This is a genomic window from Paenibacillus camelliae, assembly GCF_023715345.1.
In the GTDB taxonomy this organism is placed as follows: Bacteria; Bacillota; Bacilli; order Paenibacillales; family Paenibacillaceae; genus Pristimantibacillus; species Pristimantibacillus camelliae.
Genome location: NZ_JAMBNY010000007.1, coordinates 19,112 through 40,265 on the forward strand (window position 1 = coordinate 19,112; position 21,154 = coordinate 40,265).

Below are 21,154 nucleotides of genomic sequence, written 5' to 3' on the forward strand. Positions count from 1 at the left end.
CATATCTTTATGACAAAATATTAATTTGACTACCATTCAAAACCTCCTCATTATAATAGAATGTCTACAGCTCAGACAGTGTGTTATTGCAATGGGAGGCAGCTATGAATAAACATAGAAAAGATCATTTACATAAAAAAGAGGGAAGACGCCGCGGACCATCCGGCATCTTTAGGCTGATGAAGCGATTCCGAATATTGATCATCGCGATGGTGCTCTTATTTTTGTCACTAGTAGCAATCGGGGCTAATTGGATTCATTCGCTTGATATCGCTAAGCTAGCTGTACCAATAGCGGCTCCGACACAGTTCATCGATCGATACGGTGAGGTCAGCTCCGAGGTCACCACTGCTAAGATCGATTATGTGTCTATCGATCAAGTTCCGCAACATCTTCAGCAGGCCATCGTCGCAGTAGAAGATAAAAGATATTATGATCATACCGGAGTGGACGTCTTCGGCATTATTCGCGCAGCCTTTCGTAACGTGAAGGAAGGCGGTGCGGTACAAGGCGGAAGCACGATTACCCAGCAGCTTGCTAAGAATGTCTTTTTAACAGGTGAAAAAACGTTTTCCCGTAAGATGACAGAAGCTGCCTATGCAATTAAGATCGAGACACTTTATGATAAGGACCAAATTCTCGAAATGTACCTGAATCAAATTTATTTCGGTGAGGGTCAGTGGGGAGTGCAAAGAGCAGCCAAGCGGTACTTCGGCAAGCAAACGGAGAACTTGACGTTGGCAGAGAGCGCACTGCTTGCAGCATTACCAAAAGCTCCAACCCGATATTCTCCGCTTAGGAATAAGGAGCTCGCTTTGGAGCGACGCAATCTCGTGCTTGGTCTAATGAAGGCTGAAGGCTTTATCACTGAAACCGAATATCAGCACGCCAAGGCAGAACCGATTCAAGTGCTCGAGGAAATTCCACAGGAGCAGCTTAACCATTTGCTCGGTCAATATGCATCCTATATGGATGAAGTGATTGATGAGGCCATTCGTTTGTATGGATTTACCGAGCGTCAGCTGTTAGCTGGAGATCTGCTTATCTACACGGAGCTGGATCCAGTCGTTCAGAACGCCATGGAAGCAACGTACCGCAATGATGCGCTGTTCCCAGAAAGTGCATCCGATCAGCTGCTGCAGAGCGGAGCCGTCATCTTGGATCCATCGACTGGGGGGATACGCGGAATCGTCGGACAGCGAGGAGAGCATACCTTCCGCGGCTTCAATCATGCTACTCAGCTGGTGAGGCAGCCTGGGTCAGTATTTAAGCCGTTAAGTGTGTACGCACCCGCCTTGGAATTAGGCTACGATAAGCATTCACGGCTGTATGATGGCCCATTAGATATTCAAGGCTACCGTCCCAAAAATGTAGATAACCGTACGTTAGGGGAAGTATCGCTTCAAGAGGCGGTTACTTATTCCAGAAATATTCCGGCCGTATGGCTGTTGAACGAAATTGGACTTCAAAGCGGGATAGAGTTTGTGGAGAAGCTCGGTATCCCGCTAGTCGAGGAAGATCGTAATTTAAGCTTGGCGCTTGGCGGGTTATCGCAAGGGGTGTCTCCACTTCACATGGCACAGGGCTATAGCGTGTTCCCTAATCTTGGCGAACAGATTCAAGCGCATACGATTACGAAAATTACAACGGTGGACGGACAGGTTTTAGCTGAGGCTGAGCACCAACCGGTTGCGGTTATGTCTCCAGAAAACGCTTATGCGATGACGGAGATGCTGCAAGATGTAATAAGAGAAGGTACAGGAAAGAATGCCGCACTCAATCGTCCGATGGCTGGGAAAACAGGAACGACGCAGCTTCCGCGAATCGAACAGTTCGAAGGCATAGTTGGCGGTGCTAAGGATGCATGGTTTGTCGGCTATACGCCTGAGCTTGTAGGGGCGGTTTGGCTAGGCTATGATCAGACGGATCGCGAGCATTATTTAACAACATCCGGCGGGCAGTACCCGGCTTTAATTTTCCGAGAAATGATGTCCCTTGCGTTACAGGACGTACCTATATCTGAGTTTACACGGCCTACAATCGAGAAAGCGAAAGACAATGCAGGTCCTATATTTGGGGAAAAGGGAAACAAAAAAGGGGAAGAGAAGAAGAAAAAAGAGGAGGAGAAAAAGAAGAAAGAGAAAGAGAAAGAAAAAGAGAAAGAGAAGAAGAAGCGGGAAGAGGAAAGAAAGAAGAAGAAGGAAGAGAACAAGAAGCGTGAAGAAGAGAGAAAGAAAAGGCATGATGATGATTAAGCACACTGTCGGTGTAAAGTCATCTGCGGCATTACCCTCTATAAGCGAATGTCTACGAGCATGTACCTTGCTCACAGGGATAAGCTGAGGGTTACAGTGGTCGAGATAAGGCTTACAATAGGTTGTGCTGAAGGTTTACATTAGCTTGGACGATTGGTATATTAAACGTTAATCGGTAAAACTAATATAGAAATGAGGTCTGAAAATGGATGTGAAATTCCCAATTGGAAAGCTGCAGGTTCCTGACAAGGTGACGCAACAAAATGTTCAGGAGTGGCTCCAGCAAATCGGTTCCTATACCCATCGATTGAGAGAGGCTGTAGATTCATTAGATGCAGAACAATTGAACAAAACCTATCGCGAGGGTGCATGGACCGTTCGTCAGCTTGTGCATCACATTGCAGATTCTCAGTTAAATATGTATCAGCGCTTGAAATTAGCTCTAACGGATGATAACCCAACCGTACCTGCATTTGATGAAGAGAAGTGGGTGTTGTTACCGGATAACGAGCTTCCTGTTGAAAGCTCTATCCGAATGCTTGAGGGGATTAACGAGCGTGTCGTTGCGCTAGGGAAAACGTTGACTGAGGAGCATCTGGAGCGTGTGTTTACGCACCAAACGAACGGTCAGATCAAAGTAGCTACAAAGGTTGCAAAGCTAGCTTGGCATGAGGAGCATCACTTAGCTCATATAAACCTTGCTTTGTCAAAATAATCAGTCCTTGTATATAGAAGTAGCTTGCCCGATTCCATTAGCCATACGTTTGTAAAACTAGTGCGGTTTAGCAGATGTGGTACAGGTAGTAAAAGGCTGGGAAGCTCTTGAAAGTGCAAAGTCATGCGTGTTATCATATTTGTAATTACAAGCAGACTAAATAGACCGATTCCTTTGCCGGGGCGGTCTATTTGTATTTAATATAATCAAATCGAGAGGATATGAGCTAAGGGTGATAGAGATAGATAAGAAAGATAATTTTTGGCGTAATTTACCGAAACCATTTTTCGTCCTTGCACCGATGGAGGATGTGACGGACGTAGTGTTTCGTCATGTCGTAAGTCAGGCGGGTAGACCGGATGTGTTCTTTACGGAATTTACGAATACGGAGAGCTACTGTCACCCAGATGGGATCAAAAGTGTGCGTGGGCGTCTGACATTTACAGAGGATGAACAGCCAATTGTTGCGCATATATGGGGAGATAAGCCCGAATATTTCAGTCAAATGAGCATCGGAATGGCAGAGATGGGCTTTAAAGGAATAGATATTAATATGGGCTGCCCAGTTCCAAATGTCGCGTCAAGAGGGAAGGGTAGTGGCCTGATTCTTCGTCCAGACATTGCAGCAGATATTATTCAAGCAGCAAAAGCGGGTGGACTGCCTGTTAGCGTGAAAACTAGACTTGGATTCTCCGAGGTAGATGAGTGGCGAGAGTGGTTAACTCATATATTCAAGCAAGATATTGTGAACCTTTCTATTCATTTGCGTACAACGAAGGAAATGAGTAAAGTGGAAGCGCATTGGGAGCTGATTCCGGAAATTAAAAAACTGCGTGATGAAGTTGCACCACATACGCTGCTAACTATTAATGGGGATATTCCTGATCGCGAAACCGGGCTAAAGCTTGCAGAGCAGTATGGTGTAGACGGCATAATGATTGGACGCGGAATATTTAGTAATCCGTTCGCTTTTGAGAAGGAGCCAAAGCAGCACAGTCCGAAGGAGCATCTGGAGCTTCTAAAGCTGCATCTTGATCTTCATGATCAATATATCGAGGAGCTGCCACGTGCAATGTCAGGGCTTCAGCGCTTTTTCAAAATTTATGTGAAAGGCTTCCGCGGCGCTAGTGAGCTAAGACATCAAATGATGAGCACAAAGTCTACGGATGAAGTTCGCGCATTGATTAAAAGCGCTGAAGATCATATGGATGATCTCACATAGCAGAAGGACAAGCCTAATGAAGCTGAGAAGGTTTGTTGTGAAGAGAAAGTAGAGGGGCGATGGCCTCTCTACTTTTTTTTTCTGAGTGCTGCCAAGGGGGATGCACTATTGCAAGGTAACCGTCCTGCTAGTTACTATTTACAACTATAATAGGTAATGGTAATATATTACATAATTTGGCTATTTAAATGTAAGCTGACGAATCTAAAGAAGAAGGTAATGGCATGGAGCTCATATCTGTAAAATTAATATTTTTATTTTTGTTTATTTTTATTATCCATTCGGTAGAAACACTTGCTTACGCTGCAAGGTTGTCAGGTGCAAGAGTTAAAATGATCGCTTCTGCTTTATCTCTCTTCAACATTATGGTTGTCGTTTCGCGTCTTGCGAATATGATGCAACAGCCTTTCACTGGCAGTCTGATCGATAAGGCCCCCCAAGAAAATACCCTAGAGTTTGTAGAAGCACAATTTAGAGTGCTTATCAGTGCATCAACGGTTGGAACATTATTTGGAATGCTTCTATTTCCTACTTTTATCGCTTTGTTTTCAAGAGCAATCATACATTTATCCGAGGAAAAAGGCTCTGTTCATTCATTAATGAAAAAGATATTTTCTCTACAGTACGTAAAACGTGCCATCACTCATTTCAGTTTGCCTAAGTTTTCATATTTACAGGATACGAAAATGAAGGATATACCGATCAAGCTGTTTTGCGTAAATATGGTCATCACATCCATATATACAATCGGTGTATTATCCGCATTATATGCATCATTATTAGCCCCTGAGAGAGCTTCTACAGCAACAATGGCATCCGGTTTAATTAACGGTATCGCAACGATACTATTAGTGATATTAATTGACCCCAAAATATCTGTATTAGCAGACGATGTTGCTAATGAAAGAGGGAGCTATAATAAACTCAAAAGCATGTCACTGATGATGGTAACGTCACGGTTATTAGGTACTTTACTTGCTCAATTGTTGTTCATATGGGGTGCGAAATACATAGCCTGGTTAACGAAGTTTATTGTTTTGCTTTAATTCTATTGAACAGGGTTTTATGAATGATTACTGTATATGGAATATGCTAATAATGATGAACAGCAGAGGATAGTTACGGTGGAGGGAACAATTTGCAGATTAGAAAAGCAGCATTAGGTGATATTGACATCATCATGTCCATATACGACTACGCGAGAAGTTTTATGAAGGAGCAGGGCAATCCGGATCAATGGGGCGATGACTACCCTGAACGAGTGCTTATTGAGGACGACATTAGTCAGGAGAAGCTCTATGTCTGCATCGATGAGGAGAAGGTTGTTGGCGTGTTCTATTATGCTCAAGAGGAAGACCCGACCTATGAGGTCATTAAAGGCGGTGCATGGCTGAACAATGAGCCTTATGGAGTCATCCATCGCATTGCTTCAGCAGAAGGCTCGCGAGGGGTTGCAACGTTTTGCTTAGATTGGGCATTTGAGCATACGGGCAATATTAGAATTGATACACATGTTCAAAACATACCGATGCAAAGTTTACTAAAGAAATTAGGTTATGTGTATTGTGGAGAAATCGTGCTTGATGATGGGACATCGAGAATTGCATTCCAGAAGGTACGCTGAACTGACCTAAGTCCATATAATGCAGCCATAGTGATGGATAATCAGAGTGAGCGCAAGAGCTCACTCTTTTTTGTGTCCAATGTGAATTGCTTGTACAGGTTACTCATCATATGTCGATCAGCAATATGTACACGAAAATTTAATTCGTAATATTTACGATTAGTATTGACATTTAAATAGTCACTGCTTATTATATAAAACGTAATCATTACGATTAATGGAGAGGAGCTTATTATGAAAAAGACAATGATGTGGGCAAGTATCGTAGCGTTAAGTGTCCTGCTAATGGCGTGCCAGTCTAAGGATGTAGAACAGGAGGGTACGAACAACCTGGTGACGGCACAGCAAAGTTCTGATAGTCACAACCATACGCACAACGAAGATGACGGTCATGATCATAAGCACGATGAGGAAGGTGGACATAGCCATAACCACACTCACGATGAGGAAGATGGACATAGCCATGCGCATGACCACAACGATGACGGGCACAGTCATGCTCATGACGAAGAACTAGATCAAATTTATGCAGGTTATTTTGAAGATAGCCAGATTAAGGATCGTGAGCTATCAGACTGGGCGGGAGACTGGCAATCTGTCTACCCTTATCTCTTAGACGGCACTTTAGATGAAGTGTTTGAACACAAGGCAGCACACAGCGATTCGATGTCTGCTGAGGAATATAAGGAGTATTATGACACTGGCTATAAAACAACGGTTGATCGGATTGTCATAGACGGTAATCAAGTGACCTTTTATGACGGAGAGCAAGCTAGCACTGGTGAATATGTTAGTGACGGGTATGAAATCTTGACCTATGAAAAAGGAAATGGTGGCGTTCGCTTTATTTTCAAATTAGCTGAGCCTGCAGAAGGTGTGCCGACCTATATTCAATTCAGTGACCATAGCATTTACCCGACGAAAGCGGGACACTATCACCTGTACTGGGGAGATAACCGCGCTGCTTTGCTAGAGGAATTGGTAAACTGGCCGACGTATTATCCTACAGCAATGGACGGTCATACGATTGCTCAAGAGATGATGGCACATTAATTTAAATTAAGGCGTCTTGCAGCTACATAAGAATGGCATTCAAGGCATGCCTGATACTAAAAACGAGATAGAGAAAAAAGAGATATAGCTTCGAAATAGAATTGAAACCGTATCGTATACTGAGTATTTAACTAAGACCCACCCAGCATGATGCAAGGTGGGTCTTAGTAGCTTTGGATTTAGTTAGAATTAAATTGATGACAATAACTATTCATACATAAAACTTGTCTTAACAGAATACTGTTGTACTATATCTACTGTCATACAATTTTCAACTTATGTCATCGTTTTCAGAAGAGGTGATCATGTATAGCGAATGAAGAAAATGAACGCGCGAACAATCACTCATGAAGCGAATGAAAAGGAGGCGTAGCTAGCCAGATGTGAAAGCACATGCAGTATTATGGAAAAGTAAAAATTGAAGGAGACGAAAGCATGAAATCTTGTAAACGCTTTATTTCATTGTTTTTGGTTGCCATCATGTCACTTACTCTATTCGATATGGGTGCTGTGTTTGCCGAGGAAAACGAGCCTAATGATAGCCCAATCGTGAAAACGAGCTACACTGCAACGGCGAACGGTGAAGCAAATGTGACAACATCGGATGCGATTACACTCGTATTTGAGGAACCGGTACCTGGATTAGAGGAAAGCAACATTGTGCTCTCAGCTGGAACGGCGAGTGCAACAATGGGCTCACTGACTGTGGTAGAAGGTTCAAGCGACACCGAGTACACGCTTGGAATTAGCGATGTGCTGAATGAAGGCACCGTCACGCTCAAGATTACGAAGGACGGTGTGGACGATCAAGAAAAGGCTATTATGATTTATCGTGAAGCAGCTTTAGTTACCTATAGCGTCGCCAACGTCGGAGGTACAGCGTTCGTGGCGGATAGCTCTGCCTTAAGGCTAACGTTCAACAGTGCCGTATCAGAATTGTCGTCGGATGACATCATTCTTAGCGCCGGTACCCCTGCTGCAGTAACCAACTATGCATCCGCAACAGCAGAGAAGGGCGCCTTGACGCAGGTAAGTGACACGGTATTCGAGCTTGCGCTTGTTAACATTACACGAACAGGGACGCTTGGTGTCCAGATCGACAAAGAGGGGATAGAAACGGATAAGAAAAATGTGCTCGTTAACGCCCAGGTCGATAAAACAGCTCTGCAGCCTACACCGCCGCGCGCTAGCTTCCCCCAAAATATTACCTCTTTACCACATTCACCGGGCCTTAATGATCTGTTCCAGTTTATAGATTCTGAGGCAGGTTCGAACGGCCGAGTCACAACGGAGGCTGATTGGCTAGAGCGCAGAGATGAGCTTAGAGATCTCATTCAGTACTACTATTATGGAAGAAAATATCCGACGCCTAAGAGCGCGATCATCGTAAATGAGCCGACAAACCAGATCAATGTCACGATTAATGATAATGACAGAACCGTGACTGGAAGTCTTGGTAATGTTATCGTTCCAACGGGCACACCGCCTGAAGGTGGTTGGCCAGTCATTATTGCCTTTGGTTTCGGTCAGACAGCCATGGCGACAGAAAACGGCTACGCCGTAATTAATGTCTCGAACTGGGGTGGATTTAACAGAAGCGGAAACTACTACAATTTATATCCTTTTAACCCTTATGAATATGATTTCAATACTGGCTCGATCATGACGGCAGCTTGGACCGTTTCCCGCATTATTGATGCGATGGAGATTAGTGCTGAAGCTAACGGCGGCATGAACCAATGGAATATTAACCCTTATAAATCAATGACAACAGGTGTATCGATCAATGGTAAATACGCGCTAATGTCAGCAGCGATGGATGATCGCGTCGGTGCAGCAGCGCCGGTAGACAGCGGACAGTCCGGTGTATCTAGCTTCCGTTACACAGCTGAGGGCAAGCTGTTTTACTATAATACACCGTTAGATCGCATTTATCGTAGAAACCAGAAGGGGCTTAACAGCATTCAGTATTTTGGCGAATCATTCTGGCTGGGTCTTGGTACAGCTGCTGCGTTCCAGCAACAGAAGGATATGGATTATATGCCATTCGATTCGCATGCCGTTGAGGCATTGATGGCACCAAGACCACTCATCGCATTTGTCGCAGATAACAACTTCGATTGGACGACACCGCCATCCTCCGTAATGGCGATGACAGCGGCACAGGAGGTCTATGAGTTTTTAGGCAGTGACAATGCTGCGGTACGAGTTCGCGATGGAGCTCACGCCATTCAAGATCGAGATGTGCCATTCATGCTGGCAATTATGGAAAAGGAGTTTAACGGTAAGTCGCTCCAGGTAAACAATCTTTTTCCGCATAGCGACCCGCCAAGCTATGGAATAGGCAAATACGATAGCATCGCTGATATGTCCATTTCTCCGTATGATATCGACAGCTCCTATATCCGCTGGTCTCGCCCTGGCAAGTACACACTATGGACAGAAAATGAGATCGTCACGGAAGGGGTGCCTGTCTCCATTAAGGTTCACTCTGATGATACGAAGGTTAAGCTCACCCGACTAGATGAGGATAACGAGCCAACAGAGAACACATGGACAGCTGATGTAGTTGACGGCATCGCGGTGTTTAATCTGACAGAGGATGAGGTTAAGATCGGACGCTATGAGATTACGACCGTTGGTTCGGCTAAGGACAGCAAGACCGTATATTTCCAAGGCGTTGATGGCGCAACTGCTCTTCGCCATGGTACCGCTCGCAATGATAACGGAGCAGCAGTCATGTATGGCTTTACGAGCAAGATCAATAAGGATCTGGTAGAAGTGTATGCTGACGGTCGCCTGTTGTCTCAATCGCCACAGGAGGATACGGAGCAAGCATGGATTCTAAACTACGGTGTAACGACTAACCCGAACAGCAACAATCTTATACCGAACGATGCTTTTGAGGTCATTACACTGAAGAAGCTGCAGATGGAGGCGATGCCTGGCAGTACGTTCGAGCTTTCCATTGACAAGTCTAAGCTGGAGAACAATCAGGAAACTGTTAGCTGGAATGCATCGGAATCGGTGCAGAGAATCGGTCCTGAGCCGAACTGGCCACCATATCCGAATAGCGCGACAGACGACGGAAATCGTCCATTACGTCCGGAGACAACGAGCAACTTTAGCGCTGATATTGATTTTAGCCTTAATGACGAGGTTGAACTCGAAGCTGGCGATAAGCTAGAGATTACATTCGATGAGCCTATGCATAGAGGAGACTTTGGCATTGGCTTTGATTTCTCTAATGATTTTGTGATCGCGTGGGCAGAGGACGACCAAACCGCCCTCGTGACCTTTAATCATGTGACGAAGAATAACGGCGAGGTTGGCAATATCTACATCATGCGTTTGAGAGATGCAGCTGGTAATTTGATTGCAGCTCCAATTCATCATTCGTTCACGTTCAAGTCAGTAGAGACAGAGGTACCAGCAGCTCCTACGAATGTAACAGCAATAGCAAAAGGAACGAGCACAATTGATGTAAGCTGGACAGCATCAGAGGATGCAAGCGGCTATAACGTCTATCGTTCTACCTCCGCAGAGGGCAACTACGTAAAAGTAAATACGCAGCTGATTACTGCAACGAAGCTAGAGGATAGCGGGTTAACACCGAAAACGGCTTATTACTATAAGGTCACAGCTGTCAATGATGGTGGTGAATCAGAGCGTTCAACAGCAGCGTACGCAGTAACAGATAGCATATATACCGGACCTGGTATTCCGCCGGCAACACCGCCAGCACCAATTGCATCTGATGAATTAAAGGCAAATGTGGATTCTAACGGTCATGCAACTGCTACGGTTCAAGCTGCACATTTGAAAAAAGCGTTGTCTGATGCAAAGGCAGGTACGATGAAGCTTGTCGTTACTGGTGTTGAGCAGGCTAAGCAGGTTACAATCTCCATGCTTGCTGAACAAGTGAAGGAAGCGAAAGAAGAGGGCATAAAGCGTATCGAGGTTTCATTAGGATTCGGAGTTGTACAGCTGCCAGTTTCGTTGTTTGAGGGAACAGCTGGTAATGCCAATATTCAATTGAATGTCGCTGTCGTTGACAACAGCACGCTATCAGAAAAAGTCCGCGAGTTCGTAGGCTCGAACAAGGTGTATGACTTCAATTTAAGCATTGGCGGTAAGAAAATTACTAGCTTCGGTCCAGGACAGCAGGTGAGAGTCGAAATTCCTTACACGCTGAAGACAGGGGAAAAACCACATCAAATCGTGCTCTACTACTTATCGGATGAGGGGAACATCGAAGTCATTAAACATGCTCATTACGATAAGCATACTGGTATGGTAGTATTCAAAGCGAAGCATTTCAGTAAATACGCAGCAATCGCTAATGCTGTACGATTCAATGATGCGAAGGCAATCGCATGGGCGAGCGACAGCATAGAAGGTCTAGCAGCACGTGGAATTGTAAATGGGGTAACGAAGGATTCGTTTGCACCGGGCAAATCCGTGACAAGAGCTGAATTTGTTCATATGTTAATGCAGACGTTAGACTTGAGCGTAGCAAATGCATCAAGCAGCTTCTTAGATGTTAAGCAAGATGCATGGTATTACAGCTCCGTTGCAACAGCGCAGCAGCTCGGTATCGTAAATGGACGGACGGATGGATCGTTCGGCATATACGACGAGATTACTCGCCAAGAGATGGCAGCTATGGCTTATCGCGCTATCCAGGTGGCAGGCATTGCGCTGAATGCAGATAAAGCGGCAGCGGCCTTCCAAGACGAGCAAGACATTGCAGCTTACGCTAAGAAAGCAGTGAATGCTATGCATGAAGCGGGTATTATCAGTGGCGTTGGTAATAACAGGTTCGCTCCGCATGGAACGGCAACCCGCGCTCAAGCAGCAGTTATTTTGTATCAGTTGTTAATAGAGTCACTGTAATAGCTACTCTAAGATAACTACAAGAAAAAGTAAGAACCCACCCCAAGGTTACCGCCAAAGGTGGGTTCTATTTTCTTCCAACTTAGAAGGGATAAGCCCATCCAAGCCAATATTCAGCCGAGTGTTAGCAGCACTCGGCTTCTTTTGAATATATGATAACATAACTGGAAATTTAAGTTAGTAGCTGATTGTGGAAAGCTAACAAAAGGACATATATTAGTGTCTCTAAGATTTATATACATCGCCACGAGATCCAACCTTTACAATAACAATAATTAATTGATCATTGAAAATAGAATAAACCACCCTGAATGATCCGACTCTGAGACGATAATGATTATTGAATCCTTGCATTTTTTTGATATCTAATTCAGGATGTTTCGGATTATCAGAAAGAATATTTATATGATCAAGAATTCGGTTTCGAGTGGGTTTATCAAGCCTTTGTAAGCTTTTAATGGCATCTTTATGAAATTTAACTGCGTAATTCATGTTCAATGTCCTCTAAATCGATGAGCTCACCGTTGTTTAAAGCCTTGTGAGCTGCTTGGATAGCTTTAATATCATCTTCCGTAGTAGGTTCATCATCGATAGGTACATCAGTAGATGTACTATTTTGAACAAGTCTTTCCATTAAATCTGTTACAAGTTCAAGATCTTTATCATTAAGATGATTGATAAGATATTCTATTCGCTCTTTACTGATCGCCATGGAATACAGCTCCTTTCAACTAATTATAACCATTATAACATTCATAAAACCATATCTAAACAATGCAGAGTCAATTGTTGGAATTTAAGATTGATTATTTATCGTCTGATGTAGGAACTCCTTCACCTCTATTCCACTAACTACCCGAGCTGCAACCACTGCTACAGTTCAACTCAGCAATTACAATTAGCAAATAGATAAATTGTGGTAGAAAAAGGTTGAATTATGTCATGGTTAATTGTAAAATTTTAATAATGATATTAATGATTAATGGTTTTGTTAACGAATTGTCAGCGAAGAATCATCACAGGTTTATACTCCAGTGCTACTAGACTATGCTTTGAATGACAGTTATTCCACACATATTTGCAACCGTTTACACCAGGTGTTATACCGATATCAATAAAAATATAGGGGGCTTTATAAATTATGAGAGTTGGCAAGAGGTTAAGTAGGAATCATATACTTATCATTTCTACCGTAGCAATTTTGTTAATGATAGGATTGCTTTTCTGGGCTTTTAGCTCGAAGGAGAGTCAGACGGTTGATAAGCAGTTTGCGACTAACGGTGAATCGAGCAACGGTGCTACGACAGCTGCTAGCACTCAGCTTACGGAAGTGAGCTTCCGAGAGGATTTGCTGCTTCACTACACCTTCAATCAGCCAGACGGTACGACGGTCGTAGATGAAAGTGGTCATGGCAATGATGGCGTCATCGTTGGTGCAGCAAGCTTTAAAGAGGGGAGAGAAGGAGAGGCGATTGAGCTTAACGGCGGCTATATTAAAATGCCTAATGGCATCTTAGCCAAGCAGCAAGCGATGACGATATCGACCTGGATCAACCCTGCTTCACTGCCCGCTTGGTCAAGAATTTTCGATATTGGTTCATCAACGACTAATTATATCTTCTTTACACTGAACAATGGCTCGTCTATTCAGTTAGGCTTGCATCTAGAAAGCGCCGTTCAATCTCTTACAGGTGTTCCTTTCACCTCAACGAATCAATGGCAGCACATCGCCGTAACGATAGAGGATAAAACTGCGATCATTTATATTAATGGAATCGAGGTATTGAAAAATACGAACCTAACGATTACGCCAGATCAATTAGGTGTAACGACAGCGAATTACATAGGCAAATCACAATACGCTACAGATCCCAATTATGCGGGAAAGCTTGAAGAATTTAGAGTATATAATAGAGCGCTTAATGAGCAAGAGATTATGCAGGTGATAGGCGAGGGCTTGAAGGCTGCAGAAGCGATTGCCCTCGACAAGGAATGGCTGAATCTTGGTGTAAATGCGCAAGAGGTTACGAATGATCTTATGCTTCCCGCGCAAGGACCACTCGGAACAACGATAAGCTGGCAATCCTCCGACCAGACATATGTTAGTGATGATGGTAAAGTGACGCGTCCAGCGAAGGATGCTGAGGACGCTAAAGTAACGTTAACAGCAACGCTAACCAAGGACAACGAGCAGGCGATGAAGGAATTCGACCTTACCATATGGGCTGAAGGCGCAGTAGCATATGAGATCAATGTGGACGCTGATCGACCACAGCATGAGATTAGCCCGACGATGTTCGGCTTGTTCTATGAAGATATTAACTATGCGGCAGATGGCGGGCTGTACGGTGAGCTCATCCATAATCGTTCGTTTGAATTTAATACGCCGTTTTATGGATGGGTGCTGGAAGAGTTCGGTGGCGGCAAAGGGACCATTCAAGCCTCTTCAGATATGCCACTGAACGATAAAAACCACAAATATATCGAAGTCACAGCGACCGAAGCTGGTGACGGAGTAGGGATTTCCAATGCTGGCTACTCAGGAATAGCTGTGGAAGCTGGAGAAAGCTACGAGTTCTCGTTCTATGCGAAAAGCAACGATAAGCTTCAGCATCCGATCACTGCTGAGCTAAGAGGTAGAGATAATAGTGTGTACGGAGCATGCAGCATCGACGGGTTAACGACGCAGTGGCAGAAGCTGCAATGTGTCATTACCGCTGATCAGACGGATTACGAAGCCAAATTCGTGCTGCTGCTCCACGATCAAGCGACAGTTTCACTAGATATGGTCTCGTTATTCCCGCAGAAGGTGTGGAACAACCGCAGCAATGGACTGCGCTATGATCTAGCAGAGCTGCTTGACGATATGGAGCCCGGCTTTTTACGCTTCCCAGGCGGCTGTATTGTCGAAGGTGGCTCCCTAGACAATCACTATCGCTGGGAGAACACGATTGGTGATGTAGCAGAGCGAGAAACACAGCGCAATCAATGGGCGAATAACTATTATCAATCGTTCGGCTTAGGCTATCAGGAATACTTCCAGTTTGCTGAGGATATTGGTGCAGAGCCGTTGCCCGTTATATTTGTAGGGATCGAATCGTGTACCGCGAATCCGGATACGGTGCCGCTTAACGAGCTTCAGCCATATATTGATAGCGCATTTAACCTGATTGAATACGCCAATGGGGATGTGAACACGAAGTGGGGAGCGCTGCGCGCCGCTCATGGACATCCTGAACCATTTGATATGAAATACTTAGGAGTCGGCAATGAGCTATGGGGTGCGAAATACTATGAGCGATATAAGATGTTCTATGATGCCATTAAGGAGAAGCATCCGGAGATTAAGCTAATCTTCAGCTCGGGCGCCTTCCCGAACGATGGTGCATATAGTGATGCCTATCATTGGCTAGCTCAGAATAATAACCCAGCAGATCTTGTTGATGAGCATATGTATCAATCGCCGTCCTGGATGCTGGAAAATGTAGATCGCTACGATGATTTCAGTCGTACAGGTCCAAAGGTATTCGTGGGTGAATATGCATCACACGGAGTTGGTAAAAGAAACAATATGGAGTCGGCGATAACCGAAGCGGCATTTATGACAGGGCTGGAACGCAATGCGGATATTGTAGAGATGGCTGCTTATGCGCCATTGTTCAGTCGTCAGCCGGCCAAATTTACGCAGTGGACACCAGACATGATATGGTTCGATCAGTATCGTACTGCTAAGACGCCGAATTATTATGTGCAGAAGCTATTTATGAATCATCAAGGGGATAAGACGCTGCCGATCCAAGCGAAGAAGCGCAGTGAGAGCGTCAATGATATTACTGGCTCGATATTTCTCGCGACATGGGCAACGCAGGTGGAATACGACAATGTGAAAGTAACGTCGCAGGACGGCAGTGTGTTATACAGCAATGATTTCTCTGACAGCTCTACGAGCTCAGACTTTACAGCATATAACGATGCAGCAGCGAGCTGGAAGATCGAGGACGGCGTATTAAAGCAGACAAGTAATGGTCAGGATACGAGATTCATGCTTGGAAGCGGGCAGAGCTGGAGCAACTACGCGCTCGAGCTAGAGGCGACGAAGAAGAGTGGGAATGAAGGCTTCCTGATCGGCTTTGCAGCTAACGATGCCAACAATTATTACTGGCTGAATATAGGTGGTTGGGGCAATACTCGCACCGTTATTGAGAAGTCATCCAATGGCTCAAGAGGCATCATTACGCCGGTTTTAGATCAAGGAATTGCAAGCAATAAAACGTATAAGGTGAAAATTATCGTCGATGGCTCTCGTATTCAGGCATATTTGGATGATCAGCTGTTATTCGATCTGAACGAAGGAACGACAGAAGGTCCATTATATAGCTCAGCTTCAGTAGATGAGAGCACTGGAGATATTATATTGAAGGTTGTGAACAGCTCATCGACTATGCAAAATGCGAAGGTAAATGTAAATGGGGCCGCATTTATCGCTCCGGAAGCAACAGTGTTTGAGCTATCTTCCCCTGCATTTACAGATGAAAATTCACTTGATAATCCAAATAATATCGAGCCGATCCAGAAGCAGGTGTCTAATCTAGGCGAGTCCTTCGAGTATGAGTTTCCTGCTCATTCGGTGACGATCCTGCGACTAAGAACAGAAGCAGGCCCAGCCATAACGGCTGTAGAAGATGTACAGCTAACGACGACTGTAGGTAAAGCTCCTTCATTACCAGCTACGGTAGTCGTAACGAAAAGTGATGGCTCGACAGAACAGGCTGCGGTCAAGTGGAAGAACGTCGATAAAGCTCAATACAGTAAGCGCGGCGTGTTCAGAGTGAATGGTGAGCTAGCGCATACGTACTTAAAGGGGTATGCAGAGGTAACGGTAGAGTAATAAATAGGTTGATTAATGAGAATCAATAGTCATAAGAACAGTAAGCATAGTTAAAGGGCAATAGGGTGTCAACATCGTGTTGAGATCCTATTGCTTATTTTGTTTTTACAGCAGAACAAAACGGTTTAGTCTAACCTATTGCAGAGCCTCTCATATACTAATGGATGGTGATCACATAACGAGTAGGTGAGAGGTGTGGGTGGTTCTAGCGGTAAGGATAAGCGACATCGCAGCAGGCAGCAGAAGAAACCATGGCAGAAGCATAAAACTACATATCTAACGAGCGTCAATAGCTCAGTTGCCTCTACCAACTCCACTCGTACAAATGGCTTGAATGACTCGACTAATCTCAGTAGCACCACTAGCTCAAACAGCTCAGACAGACCGAGCAGGTCCAGTAGTTCCAACAGGTCCAACAGGTCCAACAGACCCAACATGTCCAACATGTCCAACATATCCAACAGACTCAACATGTCCAACAGGCTCAACATGTCCAACAGACTCAACATGTCCAACAGACTCAACATGTCCAACAAACTCAACATGTCCAACAGACTCAATATGTCCAACAGCCCCAACAGCCCTAGCAGTACCAATGCATTTACGCAAGCAAGCAATTCGAGCACTATTGCGGTTATTGGCGGCTGGGTTGAAGCAGCTGGCAACATTGTCGCGGCCATTGGGTCTACACCGACAAATAGGCTTTCAGACTCGATGCAGACAGATTTGAATATCATTGGTAATGCATTGCAGGCAGTAGGAAGTGTGTTATCGATTAATAATGGGGCGATAACACTGGATGAATTAGGAGATATTTTGCAGTCCGTCGGGAACGTAACGGTTATTGCTGGCATTTTGAATCAGAATGAGACAGCTAGTGAGCGGTTAGAGATGGTCGGTAATGAGCTGCAGCTGGTCGGCTCGGGCCTATCGTTAGATTTGCAAGACAATCTCACCTTTAGCCAGTCATTAGACAATATAGGAAATATCATTCAAATCATTGGCGTCACCATGCAGATCTACGCTAATCCGAATACCGAAGAGGGGGTTCAGGCGAATGCCATTGGCAGCTGGACACAGGCAGTTGGCTCAGTTATCTCAGCGCTTGCATCAGACAATAACAATTAGATGATTCCTTCGGAGAGTACAGTAAATCTGTCAGGCAAGAAGAAATACGGATATTGATTAGTATTAATAAGTTGAGTGAATATAGGTTTAAATTTCACCAGAAATAGCCGATTGCCATTCTGAGGTTTGTCCAGGATCAAACACATGTTCAAATCTAGCTATGCCAAAGTTAGATAAATTACCATTAAAGTAGAAAATAACGCTGTAATTGCTACTCTTTCCGTTCTCCATTATTGATAAGGTTACTTTACCAACCGCCTCACCATCGTCATGGAATACCTTCAAATCCTGATAATTCTGTATATATGTTCCTCTGTTCTTCAAATCTTGAACTCTATTCACCCATAGTTCATTCGCATTCCTCATATCACTGCCGAGGTTAAATTGACTTGAATAATACACATCGTTTGATGCGTTTTGAAAGTGACCATTTTTGAGATTACTGAAGAAGGAAGCAGCCATTATGCGACCATATACCACATCCCAATAATGAAGAAAAACAGCAAGTAATAAAGTTAATATAATTAGAGCTAAAAAGGATTTTTTCAGTCTGCTCATTCGATAACCTCACTTAACAAGATAAACAAGCTCATTCCTCGTTCGAATCTGTCTATCCTGCTTCAAATGTTTATTTTAATGACTAATAACTTTATCTCCTACGTTCTATTAACAAATCTCATTTTCCCATAATGTTCATAAAGAATCATGATGCTTGCTTACTATTTTACAACAGTTTCCAGAAATGTAGATATCCCAATTCCAATGAAGTCGCATCAGTGGTCGTTTCGAGCTGGAAAGCCGAATACTGCCCCATGTATTGGAAACAATACAGGTTATACGTACAAGAAACCGACAAGGAAACGATGTGAAATTATAAATGTGTGCAAAGAAGCTTACTGAATATAACGAAAAAAGGGACTTTGGTATAACGCTGGAGCCAGAGGGAAAGCCAGAAGCAGCCTCGGGACAAGCGCTGAGATTTGTCGTCCAGCACCATATGGCTCGAAGAGAGCATTATGATTTCCGTCTCGAATGGGAAGGTGTTCTGCTCAGCTGGGCTGTGCCTAAGGGCCCCTCCTACAATACAAAGGATAAGCGACTTTCTGTCATGGTCGAGGACCATCCGCTGGAATATCGCAACTTCGAAGGGACGATTCCAAAGGGGCAATATGGCGGTGGAGTCGTTATGCTATGGGACGAGGGCTACTGGGAGCCATATATCGATGTCGAGCAAGGGCTTCGCAAGGGTGAGCTAAAATTCACGCTAAGCGGCAGACGACTCAAAGGCAAATGGGCATTAATCCGCTTGAAGCCTAAGGAAGGCGATGACAAGGACAACTGGCTATTGCTGAAGGAAAGAGATGAGTACGTTCAAGCGACTAGTGGAATAGAGGAATTTAATACGAGTATTCGGACCGGACGCACGATGGATGAAATCGAAAGGGGCGAGGAAGAAAAGGTAGCGAGCAATCCCTTCAACAGAGTTGACGTACAGCTCGCCAAGCTGGCACGAGCCATTCCTAAGGGGGAGGACTGGCTTTATGAGCTGAAGTATGACGGCTACAGAATTGTCGCGTTCGTGGAGGCCAACACCGTCAGGCTTATTACGAGGAACGGGCATGATTTCACCAACCGTTTTCCAACGATCGCTTCTTCGCTTACAGAGCTTGCCGCTGGCAGGGCGATGATTATAGACGGTGAGGTTGTTATAACGGATGAAGCGGGCAAGACGGATTTTCAGGCGTTGCAAAATTATATAAAAAATCCGCGGGGGCAGAATCTGACCTATATCGTGTTTGATCTGCTAGCGCTGGATGGCGAGGATCTTAGAGATCGCCCCTTGATTGACAGAAAAGCTGCACTTGAGCAGCTGATGGAGAATGCGCCTGTCAACCTACACTACAGCCGACATATTCAAGGCAATGGAAAGGAAAGCTTTGCTGTAGCCTGCCAGACCGGAATGGAGGGCATCATTGGGAAGAAGCCCGAGTCCAAGTACAATGGAACCAAAAATGGTGATTGGATTAAGCTGAAATGCGATAGACGGCAGGAGTTCGTGATTGCAGGCTATGCGCTGACCGACAAAAAAACGAGCGGAATAAGCTCTCTTCTATTAGGAGTCTACGAAGGCAAGGACCTCGTATATGTTGGGCGTGCGGGTACTGGCATGAGTGAGGCGGACGTTAGAATGCTAGAGGAGAAGTTCGAGAAGCTAAAGCGGAAGGATTGCCCATTCAAGCATGTGCCTAAGCCTAGAGCAAGCGATACGTACATATGGCTGGAGCCCGAGCTAGTAGCCGAGATCAAATTTGCTGAATGGACGAAGGACAACCTGCTAAGGCAGCCGAGCTTCAAGGGACTACGGGTAGATAAAGATCCACGAGATATTAAGCGGGAGGAAGTGGAAGAGGAGGCACAAGCTCCAGCGTCCACACCAAGGACGGGGAAACCGAGGAGAAGTATCGTCATCGAGGGGGTTAAAATTACGAATCCAGATAAGGTCGTATTCGAAGAGCCTCTCGTCACGAAGGAGGATGTCGTTCGCTACTATGCCAAGGTTTCGGAGCCTATGCTGCGCTATGTGCGCCATCGAATACTCACGTCTGTTCGCTGTCCTAGAGGCGTTGCACAAAACTGCTTTTATAAGAAGCACCCAGGTACGGATAGCAAGGGCAAGGGAGTGATCACCGTTCCGATTACGACTGGCAGTGGCAGCACGGAGGATTATTTCTGTATTGAGAGCCTGTCCGGGCTCATATACGAAGCGCAAATGGGTACGCTGGAATTTCATACTTGGGGAAGCCGAGTGGACACACTTGAAACGCCAGACATTATGGTGTTTGATCTAGACCCAGATGAAGGAATGGAGCTAAGCAGAGTTCGTCAAGGTGCGAGAGATGTAAGAAGCGTGCTTGAAGAGCTTTCTCTTAAGTCCTATCTTAAGACGAGTGGTGGCAAAGGCTATCATGTCGTGGTTCCGTTCCCAGCGAGCATGAACTGGGATAAATTCCATGACTTTGCCAAAAGTGTTGCGCAGGTTATGGAGCAGAAATGGCCAGATCGTTACACCAGCAATGTTAGAAAGGCCAGTCGTGCCGACAAAATATTTATTGATTGGATTCGTAATGGCAGAGGTGCAACGAGTGTCGCTCCTTATTCCTTAAGAGCAAGAGCAGGGGCAAGGGTGTCGATGCCGATCACATGGGATGAGCTTGATAGTATTGAGCCAGATGGCATTACGATGGAAGAAGCAGTTAGAAGGATTGCTAGTAAGGATCCTTGGGAAGGTTTTTTTAGTTAGGAAAGTGTGGAGATAGAGTGGAGTACTATTTCTAGCTGGTTCATCTAGCGGCAAACCTAAAAAAGATCGTCA

At 44.8% G+C, this 21,154-nt stretch carries 13 protein-coding genes; 10 read left to right on the plus strand and 3 right to left on the minus strand.

Features of this window, described 5'->3' with window-relative positions:
• The first annotated feature begins 104 nt into the window (after positions 1–104).
• The 7 genes from M3180_RS12865 (at position 105) to M3180_RS12895 (ending at position 11,765) form a co-directional block, all read left to right on the plus strand.
• Positions 105–2,255 (plus strand): transglycosylase domain-containing protein, encoded by a 2,151-nt coding sequence (locus M3180_RS12865; protein ID WP_251668080.1) that lies wholly within the window; start codon positions 105–107, stop codon positions 2,253–2,255.
• A 205-nt stretch (positions 2,256–2,460) separates the two neighbouring features.
• Positions 2,461–2,970 carry a YfiT family bacillithiol transferase gene (locus M3180_RS12870; protein ID WP_251668082.1) on the plus strand — a complete coding sequence of 170 codons (510 nt, stop codon included), beginning with the start codon at positions 2,461–2,463 and terminating at the stop codon, positions 2,968–2,970.
• A 301-nt stretch (positions 2,971–3,271) separates the two neighbouring features.
• A complete protein-coding gene (locus M3180_RS12875; RefSeq protein ID WP_251668393.1) occupies positions 3,272–4,192 on the plus strand; it encodes a tRNA dihydrouridine synthase in 921 nt (306 codons plus the stop codon).
• A 224-nt stretch (positions 4,193–4,416) separates the two neighbouring features.
• Positions 4,417–5,238, plus strand: a complete 822-nt coding sequence (locus M3180_RS12880) for a lipid II flippase Amj family protein (protein ID WP_251668084.1) — start codon at positions 4,417–4,419, stop codon at positions 5,236–5,238.
• A gap of 92 nt (positions 5,239–5,330) precedes the next feature.
• Positions 5,331–5,816, plus strand: a complete 486-nt coding sequence (locus tag M3180_RS12885) for a GNAT family N-acetyltransferase (protein ID WP_251668086.1) — start codon at positions 5,331–5,333, stop codon at positions 5,814–5,816.
• A 234-nt stretch (positions 5,817–6,050) separates the two neighbouring features.
• On the plus strand, positions 6,051–6,869 hold the full coding sequence (locus tag M3180_RS12890; protein WP_251668088.1) for a ZinT/AdcA family metal-binding protein: 819 nt from the start codon (positions 6,051–6,053) through the stop codon (positions 6,867–6,869).
• Positions 6,870–7,304: 435 nt separating this feature from the next.
• Positions 7,305–11,765: an S-layer homology domain-containing protein gene (locus M3180_RS12895; protein WP_251668090.1), complete on the plus strand. Its 4,461-nt coding sequence runs from the start codon at positions 7,305–7,307 to the stop codon at positions 11,763–11,765.
• 225 nt (positions 11,766–11,990) lie between these two features.
• Here the strand turns inward: M3180_RS12895 and M3180_RS12900 are convergent, their stop codons facing one another.
• The gene (locus tag M3180_RS12900; RefSeq protein WP_251668092.1) at positions 11,991–12,257 is read right to left on the minus strand and encodes a type II toxin-antitoxin system RelE family toxin; all 267 of its coding nucleotides are present in this window, start codon (positions 12,255–12,257) and stop codon (positions 11,991–11,993) included.
• Positions 12,241–12,477, minus strand: coding sequence for a hypothetical protein (locus M3180_RS12905; RefSeq protein ID WP_251668094.1), 237 nt, complete (start codon positions 12,475–12,477; stop codon positions 12,241–12,243). Before M3180_RS12905 ends, M3180_RS12900 begins: the two co-directional genes overlap by 17 nt.
• Before the next feature lie 429 nt (positions 12,478–12,906).
• On the opposite strand from M3180_RS12905, the gene M3180_RS12910 reads away from it, so the two are divergent.
• Both M3180_RS12910 and M3180_RS12920 read left to right on the plus strand, forming a co-directional pair.
• Positions 12,907–16,653, plus strand: coding sequence for an alpha-L-arabinofuranosidase C-terminal domain-containing protein (locus tag M3180_RS12910; protein WP_251668096.1), 3,747 nt, complete (start codon positions 12,907–12,909; stop codon positions 16,651–16,653).
• A 525-nt stretch (positions 16,654–17,178) separates the two neighbouring features.
• Positions 17,179–17,781, plus strand: coding sequence for a DUF6944 family repetitive protein (locus M3180_RS12920; RefSeq protein WP_251668410.1), 603 nt, complete (start codon positions 17,179–17,181; stop codon positions 17,779–17,781).
• Positions 17,782–17,868: 87 nt separating this feature from the next.
• On the opposite strand, the gene M3180_RS12925 is transcribed toward M3180_RS12920, so the two are convergent.
• Positions 17,869–18,339, minus strand: a complete 471-nt coding sequence (locus tag M3180_RS12925) for a hypothetical protein (protein WP_251668098.1) — start codon at positions 18,337–18,339, stop codon at positions 17,869–17,871.
• A 319-nt stretch (positions 18,340–18,658) separates the two neighbouring features.
• On the opposite strand from M3180_RS12925, the gene ligD reads away from it, so the two are divergent.
• Positions 18,659–21,082 carry a DNA ligase D gene (gene ligD, locus M3180_RS12930; protein WP_251668100.1) on the plus strand — a complete coding sequence of 808 codons (2,424 nt, stop codon included), beginning with the start codon at positions 18,659–18,661 and terminating at the stop codon, positions 21,080–21,082.
• The last annotated feature ends 72 nt before the right edge of the window (positions 21,083–21,154 follow it).

Coding starts and splice junctions, on each gene's coding strand:
- M3180_RS12865 (WP_251668080.1), top strand. CDS start 105: ATGAATAAACATAGAAAAGATCATTTACATAAAAAAGAGGGAAGACGC.
- M3180_RS12870 (WP_251668082.1), top strand. CDS start 2,461: ATGGATGTGAAATTCCCAATTGGAAAGCTGCAGGTTCCTGACAAGGTG.
- M3180_RS12875 (WP_251668393.1), top strand. CDS start 3,272: ATGGAGGATGTGACGGACGTAGTGTTTCGTCATGTCGTAAGTCAGGCG.
- M3180_RS12880 (WP_251668084.1), top strand. CDS start 4,417: ATGGAGCTCATATCTGTAAAATTAATATTTTTATTTTTGTTTATTTTT.
- M3180_RS12890 (WP_251668088.1), top strand. CDS start 6,051: ATGAAAAAGACAATGATGTGGGCAAGTATCGTAGCGTTAAGTGTCCTG.
- M3180_RS12895 (WP_251668090.1), top strand. CDS start 7,305: ATGAAATCTTGTAAACGCTTTATTTCATTGTTTTTGGTTGCCATCATG.
- M3180_RS12900 (WP_251668092.1), bottom strand. CDS start 12,257: ATGAATTACGCAGTTAAATTTCATAAAGATGCCATTAAAAGCTTACAA.
- M3180_RS12905 (WP_251668094.1), bottom strand. CDS start 12,477: ATGGCGATCAGTAAAGAGCGAATAGAATATCTTATCAATCATCTTAAT.
- M3180_RS12910 (WP_251668096.1), top strand. CDS start 12,907: ATGAGAGTTGGCAAGAGGTTAAGTAGGAATCATATACTTATCATTTCT.
- M3180_RS12920 (WP_251668410.1), top strand. CDS start 17,179: ATGTCCAACAAACTCAACATGTCCAACAGACTCAATATGTCCAACAGC.
- M3180_RS12925 (WP_251668098.1), bottom strand. CDS start 18,339: ATGAGCAGACTGAAAAAATCCTTTTTAGCTCTAATTATATTAACTTTA.
- ligD (WP_251668100.1), top strand. CDS start 18,659: ATGTGTGCAAAGAAGCTTACTGAATATAACGAAAAAAGGGACTTTGGT.